The organism is Photobacterium lutimaris (assembly GCF_003025555.1).
Taxonomy (GTDB): domain Bacteria; phylum Pseudomonadota; class Gammaproteobacteria; order Enterobacterales; family Vibrionaceae; genus Photobacterium; species Photobacterium lutimaris.
The window spans coordinates 1-595 of sequence record NZ_PYMH01000045.1 but is presented as its reverse complement, the minus strand read 5'-3'; the positions used below and the strand labels follow the sequence as shown (position 1 = coordinate 595).

1 protein-coding gene is annotated in these 595 nt (G+C 40.3%); it reads right to left on the bottom strand.

All coding sequences use genetic code 11. The features are described 5' to 3' along the window. Positions 1 to 111 precede the first annotated feature (111 nt). The coding region (locus tag C9I99_RS26930) for a P-loop NTPase family protein (RefSeq protein ID WP_107351897.1) at positions 112 to 595 on the bottom strand (484 nt) is incomplete at its 5' end.

Below are 595 nucleotides of genomic sequence, written 5' to 3'. Positions count from 1 at the left end.
GCCTATCAAACACCCTCCGAGCAATTTACTTAATAAGGTTATACGGGCTTGTCCAACAACCGGATAGAAGTGTCGGCTGCGCGACACGTATCCTTATTTGTTATATGCGTACTATTTAGCTCGCGCACAGACAAACTTATTCAACTCAGAGACTGTTTTGATAATGTAGATTTCTTTACGATTAGAGTAGTCCATTAACTTAGATGTAAATTCATCGTTCCAGAACTCAGGGCTTAGCTTGAGCATTTTATAGCTATTCAAAGTGCCCTTTATAACTGAACTTCCATCAGGCCACCCCTCAGGCTTTACAAAAAGTCCTTTTAGAAAGCGTTTAGTCACAAACCAATAGCTCACTGAATATGGTAAATCTATGTAGACGAGAGTATCTGCTGCTTCTATACGTTCATTAAAAGAACGTATAGGACCAAGCCCATCAATGACCCACGACTCTGAGCGAAGAATATCGTTGTGGACAGCATCAAATTCTTCTCGAGCGACAAATTCACCGTTTGATTTGTAAACAATTGAATCTAACGGATGAAGCGGCAAACCGCTTATTTGCGCTAATGCCTTGCTTATTGTTGATTTTCCACTA